This window comes from Parasynechococcus sp. (genome assembly GCF_042954245.1).
Taxonomy (GTDB): domain Bacteria; phylum Cyanobacteriota; class Cyanobacteriia; order PCC-6307; family Cyanobiaceae; genus Parasynechococcus.
This window is the reverse complement of record NZ_JBGKDP010000177.1, coordinates 1-8,150: the sequence shown is the minus strand read 5'-3', so window position 1 is coordinate 8,150 and position 8,150 is coordinate 1. Positions and strand designations below refer to the sequence as shown.

Sequence of the window (8,150 nt, the reverse complement as noted above, 5' to 3'; positions counted from 1 at the left end):
GGAATGCCAGGGAATGGCCATCCACAAGAAGCAGGAGGGGCTTGGTGGTGGCCTCAGGCATGACGGTGGTGCAGACGTGGGTGGATCAATCGCGGCGATCAGCCCAGGGGGGCAGATCGATGAACACGCGAGTTCCTGATTCGAGACCGTTCAGGATTGCAGTCTGGTCGCCGCTGCTGTTGCCCAGTTCCACCGGCTGGAAACGTGGCTTCTGGTTCTCATCCACCAGAAGCACGCCCTGTTTGCCGTTCTCCATGGTGATCGCCACGGTGGGCACCAGGATTTTTGGTGCACTGCGCCCGGTCTGGAAATTGATGTCGGCGGTCATGCCGATCTTCAGTTTTTTCTGCGGTTTGACGAAGTTCAGCTTCACTTCAAAAGAGGTGACACTGTTCTCTTTCGCGGCACGGGGGGCAATTTCACTCACGGTTGCCAGGAAGCGTTCATCGGGGAAGGCATCCACCCGGGTCTCGGCCTTCTGGCCGGTCACGATGCGGCCGATGTCGCTTTCCGGAACGCGGGCCCTCACCTCCAAGCCTTGCGAGAGCTCAACGATTGAAGCGCTGGTGGCACCGGCTGTGGCCGACGCGGTGGTGGTGGGGGTCACAAACGACCCCGGTTCGGCGTAGCGCGCTGTGATCGTTCCTGAGAAGGGCGCGCGGATCGTCTGTTCGCGGCTCTCCTGCTCCAGTTGCTCCAACCGTTCTCGCGCTGCCACCAGGCTCGCCTGCCGGGCCAGCATTTCGAAGCGCGCATTGCTGAAGTCATCAGCGCTGATCACACCGCTGGTATACAGCTGGCGGCGACGTTCGAACTCCCCCTTTTTGCTCTGGTAATTGGCTTCGGCCTGGCGCAGCAGAGCCTGCTTCTCCTGCAGCCGATCATCGAGATCGCCGCGATCCATCACCGCCAGCACCTGCTCTTTCTCCACCACATCCCCTTCATCCACCTTCAGCTCCGCCAGTAGACCCTGCTTGCGCGGACTCACGTTCACCTTCTGCTGGGCCTGCAGTTCGCCGCTGGCGGTGATTACCCCAGAGAGCACGCCGCGTTCAGCGGTGGTGGTGAAGGGCTTCAGATCCCGTTGACGGTTGCTCCATGGACCGAAACGCAGCAGCAGCCCACCCCCACATAGGGCCAGCACCAGCAACCCCACCATCGCGGCTTTGGGCCGTCTGGATAGTGCTTTCGCCACTGAGGCCAGTTCTGCTTCAGGCGATGGGGACGCAGGGGAGCGCAAGGACTGCAGCATGGGCCCACAAAACTTCACAACAGTCTCGCCGCTGGCCGGTAGATTTCGCCTATGCTCAAAGCCGGAATTGTAGGATTGCCCAACGTAGGCAAGTCCACCTTGTTCAATGCGTTGGTCGCCAACGCTCAGGCGCAGGCCGCCAATTTTCCATTCTGCACGATCGAGCCCAATGTCGGCACCGTAGCGGTGCCCGATGAGCGACTGGACCAGCTCACGGAACTGAGCAAAAGCCAGGACACCATTCCGACCCGAATGGAGTTTGTCGACGTTGCGGGTCTGGTGAAAGGCGCCAGCCAGGGCGAAGGTCTGGGCAACAAGTTTCTGGCAAACATCCGCGAGGTGGACGCGATCGTTCACGTGATCCGCTGCTTCGAGGACGATGACGTCATCCACGTTTCGGGGTCTGTGGGGCCGTCCCGGGATGCGGAGGTGATCAATCTGGAGCTGGGTCTGGCGGATCTGACTCAGATCGAGAAGCGCCGGGAGCGTCTGAAAAAGCAGATGCGCACCAGCAAAGAGGCGCAAGTGGAAAATGCTACTCTTGAGCGGATTCAGGCAGTGCTCGAGAGTGGTGGTGCTGCCCGCAGCGTCGATCTGAACGACGAAGAAGCGGCCATGATCAAGCCCTTGGGGCTTTTAACCGCCAAGCCGATTATCTACGCCACCAATGTGAGTGAGGACGACCTGGCTGAGGGTAATGCTTTCTGCACTGAGGTGGTTGAACTGGCTGCCAAAGAAGCTGCCGAAACGGTGCGGATCTCTGCCCAGGTAGAAGCGGAGCTGGTGGAATTGGGAGATGAGGAAACCGCGGATTATCTGGAAGGTCTCGGAGTGAAGGAAGGCGGTTTGCAAAGCCTGATTCGGGCCACTTATCGGCTGCTGGGGCTGCGCACTTACTTCACCACCGGTGAAAGGGAAACAAGAGCCTGGACCTTTAAGGCCGGGATGAGGGCTCCGCAGGCTGCCGGTGTGATCCACACCGATTTCGAACGAGGCTTCATCCGCGCTCAGACCATTGGTTGGGAGAAGCTGCTGGAAGCCGGCTCACTGGCGGAAGCACGCAACAAAGGTTGGCTGCGCAGTGAAGGAAAGGAATATGTGGTGGATGAAGGCGATGTGATGGAGTTTCTGTTCAATATTTAGTCAAACTTTTGAGTGTTTAGACATTCTCTCTAGAGTTCTTCAACTGTTTAAGAACGCCATGATTGGTGAAATATTTATGTGATCTCTGGTTGGTGGTTTACTCAGAGCAAGCCCGGAATGCATTTATATCCCTTGAGGAACTTGCTCAACTTTCCACCCTTCATGATCTCGCTGCCAATTTCCTCGCACTGATTCAGTGACTCGACTGGAATTAGTTCGATCTTCTGAGTGATCATCCTCAGAACCAGGCAAGCAGCTTTCTTGCGCTTTCCGTGAGCCACCAGTGCCTCTCTATCGTGCTGAGTGCCTGTGGCAAGCGGCGTCAGCATCACGGCAAGCAGCAGTGGCGTGAACCACTTCATCGATCGATCTGATCTTGCTTTTACGGTGGCGTGGCTAACACAGTTTGTCTGCTGATCATTCCTTAGAAAGTCTATAGAACGTGAACATCTGTTCCCTGGTTGAGATCGATTGGCATGACAGAAAGGGTAGGGAGGTCTTTTTCAGCATCTAACCAAGAGGTGGCTCTCTTTTGATCGTCGGATTGTCTTCAACCTCTGACTTCAGCTTTTAACGATGCCGTTGCCCTGAACTGCCCGTCACAGCTTCAAAGCGTTGTTGGTGTTCCGGCGGAGGATGCCCTGCGCTGTTGCTGTCGCCCCGTAGCGCAGCTTGAGGCTGCACAGGGTTGGGAGCATGACCAAGCAGGTCCCACCCATCAACAGCCAGAGCAGCAGACCATTGTTTTGAAGGTCGAGCAAGGCTCCTCCAGCCAGGGGAGCCACGATGGCGCTGATGGCGAAGCACTGGGAAAACAGCGCCATCGCCAAACCACGGTGTTCTGGTGGTGTTTCTTCAATGACGGCTTCTGTGGCCGTGGGCAGGAAAGCGGCCTGGGCGAAGGCCATCGGCAGCAGGGCTGCCAACACCAGGATTGTTCCGTTCTCGAACAGGGAGGACAGGGCAATCAGGCTGCAGCCAAGACTGAATCCTGCCAGGCTCAAGCCGAGGCCGAAGGCAACGCTGCGCTCCGCAAGCCAGCGGCCCACCGGCCACTGCAGGCTCACTAGCAAGGTCAACTGAAGGGCGATCAGGGCACTGCTGTGGCTTTCGCTCAGGGCCGGTCGCACCAGCCCGCCGCGCACCAGATCGAGGGGAAGTGCACTCTGTTGAAGGGCTAGGATCCCAGTGGCCACAACACTGATCAGCAGCACCGGCATCAGGGGAAGCAACCAAGGCAGCTGGGACATTTGCCGTTGACCAACCGGCTCTGGGCTGTTGCCGCTGAGGTTGCGGTAGGGCGGACCTTCCTGGAGCGGAACAAGGCTGATCAGCACCAATACAGCACCCATGCACACCGCTTCAACTCTGTACACCGTCCGCAGCATTCCCAGGGTGGCGGCAGCGGTTCCGATCAGCGTGCCGATGCCAATGCCGAGGGCATCGGCGCTGCGCACCAGGGCGTAGCCCCGACCGGAGGGAAGGCTGCCGCAACTCAGGGGAACGGCCAATTCGATGGCAGGCCAGTACAGACCCGCCGCACAGCCCAGCAGCAGTTGTCCGAGCAGGTAGCTGTTGTAGTTATCAGCCTGCAGCAGGATTAGATCAGCTGCAATGGCCAACAGGGTTGTGCCCCTTACCGGCCAGGAGCAGCGGACGCCACGATCGAGCAGTGCACCGCTCAGCAGACGCACCACCGTGCCGATCAGGGCTGAGACGGCCAGACCGCTGCCCACTTCACGAGCTGAGAAGTCGATGGCATGAAAGATCAGCGGCGTCATGAACATGACTCCGCCGGCACCGATGGACGCCAGAAACCTTAGTCGGGTGACATTTCTCAGGGGTGAGGGAAACTGGTTCCACCACCGCAGAGGGGCAGGCGTTGCTGCGCGGACGCTTAACAGGACGATGCATCGCGATGGGCTTGATGGGCAGTCTGCTGCTCAGCACGTGCGGATCGTGGCCTGTTGGCTCCACAGAACGTGTGGAGGTCAAGATCGACGGAGTGGTTCTTCCGGTTTCGGTGGAGGAACTCGGCGCCTTTGTGCGCTCGCCGACGACTGATCCAGCGCAGCTCTCGCGATCGGAGCTGTCCACCTGGATGAGTCTTCTCGCGCCCGAGAGCCGACAGGGGCTGATCCGTCTGCTCAAGGCTCCTGTGCTCTCCCGTCGCAGCTTCGGGCGTCAGCTGCTGAGCAGCTGGGGGGCGGGTCCGCTTCTGGATGCGCTGGGGGAATTGGTTCGCGTGGAGGACGGCAAGAGCATCAACCGTTCGCTGGTGCTTTCCACGCTGGAGCAGTTGCTCGAACGGCAGGCAACCGTATCGACGCTGGATGTGTTGGAAGCGTTGCCCACCCAGCAGCTGCGTCTTGATCTGGATGCGTTGGTGGTTGCCGCCAACCGCTGGCGGCTGGAATTGGAGCGACATCAAACCTTGATGCGGACCTTGGCTCAGAAAGAGGCCCGCCTGCAGCTCCTCAAGGGGGCTGAGCGCTCTGCCTCGTCCGAATCGCCCCATCAGTCAACGCTTGCGGTGGACCATCGTTCGCGTCTGTTGCAGGTGGAACGCTGGATCCCCCAATCGCCTCGTGAAGAACGGACTTGGGTCTTGATGATGCCGGGGCTGGGCGGGGACCCCAGCCACTTTCATTGGCTGGCGCGTTCGCTGATGCAGGCGGGCTGGCCCGTGGCGGTGCTTGAGCATCCCGGCAGCGATGCCGCCGCAGTCCAGGCATTACTTGAGGGGCGTCAGTCGTTTGACGGCGCACCAGCACTCCATGGTCGGTTGGCTGATCTTGCGGCGGTGCTGGATGCGCAACGACGGGGCGATTTGAATATCCCCGGGACCGAGGTGGTGCTGATGGGGCATTCCCTGGGTGCCTTAACGGCTCTCTTGGCCAGTGGGGCGGAGCAGGTGCACGGGATGGAGCCGCGCTGTGAAGGGGCCCTGGCGGGCTTGCCCCTCACTAACCTCTCGGAATTGCTCCAGTGCGAACTGGCGGCAGGCCGTGCGCTCGAGGGCAACGCGATGGCTCCGTCGCTCCGGGCAGTAGTGGGGCTCAACAGTTTTGGCGGGTTGATCTGGCCGCACCGCGCCAGTCGGGCGTTGCCGATTCCGCTGTTGATGGTGGGTGGGACCCTCGATCTGATCACCCCTCCTTTGGATGAGCAGCTGCCTCTTTTGGCTGGATTGGCAGAGCATCCCGCCAGCCGGGTGGTGGTGGTTGAGGGGGCCAGTCACTTTTCGCCGATTCGTGTGGATGGCCAGGGCAAGGCGTCAGAGGGGGACGACCTCTTCCGGCTCGGCGAAGAGTTGGTGGGAGTCAATCCCCTCAGCGTTCAACGGGTGATTGCCCATGAAATCATCGGTTTTCTCGATTCCCTGAGCTCCGAGTCACCTCGCAACGATGCTGTCCACCTGATGGAAGCCAGCTCCAAGACGCGCTGGCATCGCTTGGGTCGTCGCCCGGCCCTGCAGCTGCTGGATCAGTAGCGCACCCGCGGATCGAGGGCGGCCACCAGCAGGTCAACGGCAACACTCACCAGCACCACCAAGGCGGCGATCACTATAACGATCCCTTGAACAACGGGGTAGTCCCTTTGGTTGATGGCTTCCTGCAGGCGCAGGGCAATGCCTGGCCAGGAAAAGGTCACTTCAATCAGTAAGGCCCCACCGATCAGGGAGGCCACGGTGATTCCAGCGATGGTGAGCACCGGCAGCAAGGCATTGGGCAGTCCGTGGCGAAGGATCACCTGGCGCTCACTCAGGCCGCGGCTTCGCGCTGCTTCCACGTAGTCGCCGCGCAGGGTGCGTCGCAGGTTCAGGCGCAGGGCTGTCGTGAAGGTGCCGCTGAGCAGCAGGGCTAGGGTTCCTGCCGGCAGGGTCAGGTGACGCACGGTGCCTCGGAAGGCGGCCCAGTTGTTCTGCAGAGCGCTGTCCAGAAGGAAAAATCCGCTCCCGTGGGGCGGGAAAAGGGTGGGAGGGAATCGGCCGCCCACCGGCAGCCAGCCCAGGCTGACGGCGAAAACCAGCTGCACCAGCATGGCCACCCAGAAGGGCGGCAGGGCATAGGTGCCCAATCCGTAGAGGCGACCTCCCAGGTCAATCTTTCCCTCGGGCCGGGCGATGCCGCTGAAGCCAACGCTCAGCCCAACCGCAGCAGCCAACACCAAGGCGATCACGCTCAGCTCCAGGCTGGCGGGCAAGGTGTTGCCGATGATGGTTCGAACCGACTCTTGGTTGATCAAGGCTTGCCCCAGATCGCCGTGGATCAAGCCGTTGAGATAGCTGAGGTACTGATCCAGCAACGATTGATCCAGCCCCAGCCGAGCCCGCATGGCGGCTTTGGCGGCAGCGGGGGCACGGCTGCCGAGCACCGCATCCACGGGATCCCCTGGGGCGACGCGCAGCAACAGGAACACCAGGCTGGCGATCAGCCACAACATCAATGGCGCCAGGGCGAGGCGGGTGGCGCTGTAGCGGGCGAGGTCTCGGGCGCGTCCCATCTAGTTGTTCGTTGCTCCTTTGTTCGTTGCTCCTTCGTGGCGGCGCTTCAGATCAGCGAGCATCAGCTGACCACTGCCATCAAATTGTGGAGGGTTGAGGTTCAGCTGGGCCCAGGCCCGAGGGGAATCCAGCCAGACGGGGATGTAGGCGGCACCGTCGGCGGAGAGATGGTCGACACGATCCAGTGCGGTGCGGCGGGCATCGCCCGTCAGCGTGTCGGATTTCAGCAGGGCGGTTTGCAATCCGGGTGCACTCCAGAAGCTGCCGCTGATTGCTGCTTCTCCATCAATGCAGATGTTGCCCTTCACTGATGTGCAGCTCAACAGTGGCGTCAGATAGGCCTCCGGATCGGGGTAGCTGCCGCGCCAATCCAGCATCACGGCTTTGAAGGCACCTTCCCCCAGCTGGCGGTAGATGGTGGTGGATTCGATGCCATCCAGATCCAACACCAGGCAGTCGGAGAGGTCCCGTTGCACCTGGGCTTGCCAGGTGAGGGCCAGCAATTTGTCGGCAGGCACGTTGGAGCGGAAGGTGAGCGGAAAGCGCAGGGTGCTGCCGTTGCAGTAGCCCGCCGCCTGGAGCAGCTCGCGGGCCTGCTCGGGGTTGTGTTCGGGCCATGGGGCCATGGCGCCGCCGGCCAGGCTGGGGGGCACCAGCGCCCGCAGCGGACGGCGCAGCCCGTAGCTCACCCGTTCACCGATCTCTCTTCGGTTCAGACTGACGGCCAGGGCCCGCCTGAGGTTGGGGTCCTGGAACGGTTCCTGGTTGCTCAGCAGGGTGATGTAGCCGATCTCCATCGCCGGACCCACCGACTCGTGCAGGTCCCCCGCGCTTGCCCGTTCATGCAGGGCGTGGCGCTGGCCTTCGTCGATCGAGGCGGAGAGCAGCAGATCCACCTCCCCACTGAGCAACGCCCCGTAGAGCGCCGTGGAGTTACTCAGCGTGATCAGATCGAGGCCGTTGTTGCGCGGCGCCTCACCCCAGTACTGGGCAAAGGGCTCCAAGCGTTGCTGATGTTCGCTGAAGCGGGTCAACTTGTAGGGGCCTGTCCCCACAAAGCGGTCGTGCAGAAAACGGTCCTGGTGGCTGCTGTAAGACGTCGGTGAAATGGGGGTGAGGTTGATCGACGTCAGCAAGCCCTGCAGGGATGTGGAGGGGCGACTCAGGCGCAACCGCAGGGTGTGGCTGTCGGCTTCCTCCACCGAGGCGATGCGATCGCCCACCACGTAGCTGAGGGTTCCGATGCTG

Annotated in this window: 7 protein-coding genes; 2 read left to right on the top strand and 5 right to left on the bottom strand. The window is 61.3% G+C overall.

Translation table 11 applies throughout. The features are described from left to right. Positions 1–85: 85 nt before the first annotated feature. Positions 86–1,252 carry an efflux RND transporter periplasmic adaptor subunit gene (locus tag ACGVJ8_RS07845; protein WP_392346990.1) on the bottom strand — a complete coding sequence of 389 codons (1,167 nt, stop codon included), beginning with the start codon at positions 1,250–1,252 and terminating at the stop codon, positions 86–88. Between the two features lie 51 nt (positions 1,253–1,303). Here ACGVJ8_RS07845 and ychF point away from each other — a divergent pair, with 51 nt between their 5' ends. Continuing rightward, positions 1,304–2,395 carry a redox-regulated ATPase YchF gene (ychF, locus tag ACGVJ8_RS07840; RefSeq protein ID WP_392346988.1) on the top strand — a complete coding sequence of 364 codons (1,092 nt, stop codon included), beginning with the start codon at positions 1,304–1,306 and terminating at the stop codon, positions 2,393–2,395. Positions 2,396–2,496: 101 nt separating this feature from the next. Here ychF and ACGVJ8_RS07835 read toward each other — a convergent pair whose 3' ends face one another. Together ACGVJ8_RS07835 and ACGVJ8_RS07830 are read right to left on the bottom strand one after the other, a co-directional pair. Next, entirely contained in the window at positions 2,497–2,757 is a 261-nt protein-coding gene (locus tag ACGVJ8_RS07835; RefSeq protein WP_392346986.1) for a hypothetical protein, read from the bottom strand. Positions 2,758–2,994: 237 nt separating this feature from the next. Then, on the bottom strand, positions 2,995–4,176 hold the full coding sequence (locus ACGVJ8_RS07830) for an MFS transporter (protein ID WP_392346984.1): 1,182 nt from the start codon (positions 4,174–4,176) through the stop codon (positions 2,995–2,997). Positions 4,177–4,313: 137 nt separating this feature from the next. On the opposite strand from ACGVJ8_RS07830, the gene ACGVJ8_RS07825 reads away from it, so the two are divergent. Beyond that, positions 4,314–5,888 (top strand): alpha/beta hydrolase, encoded by a 1,575-nt coding sequence (locus tag ACGVJ8_RS07825; RefSeq protein ID WP_392346991.1) that lies wholly within the window; start codon positions 4,314–4,316, stop codon positions 5,886–5,888. Here ACGVJ8_RS07825 and ACGVJ8_RS07820 read toward each other — a convergent pair. Together ACGVJ8_RS07820 and ACGVJ8_RS07815 are read right to left on the bottom strand one after the other, a co-directional pair. Continuing rightward, positions 5,882–6,901, bottom strand: a complete 1,020-nt coding sequence (locus ACGVJ8_RS07820) for an ABC transporter permease (RefSeq protein ID WP_392346982.1) — start codon at positions 6,899–6,901, stop codon at positions 5,882–5,884. The genes ACGVJ8_RS07825 and ACGVJ8_RS07820 overlap by 7 nt on opposite strands. Continuing rightward, the coding region (locus ACGVJ8_RS07815; protein WP_392346980.1) for an ABC transporter substrate-binding protein at positions 6,902–8,150 on the bottom strand (1,249 nt) is incomplete at its 5' end.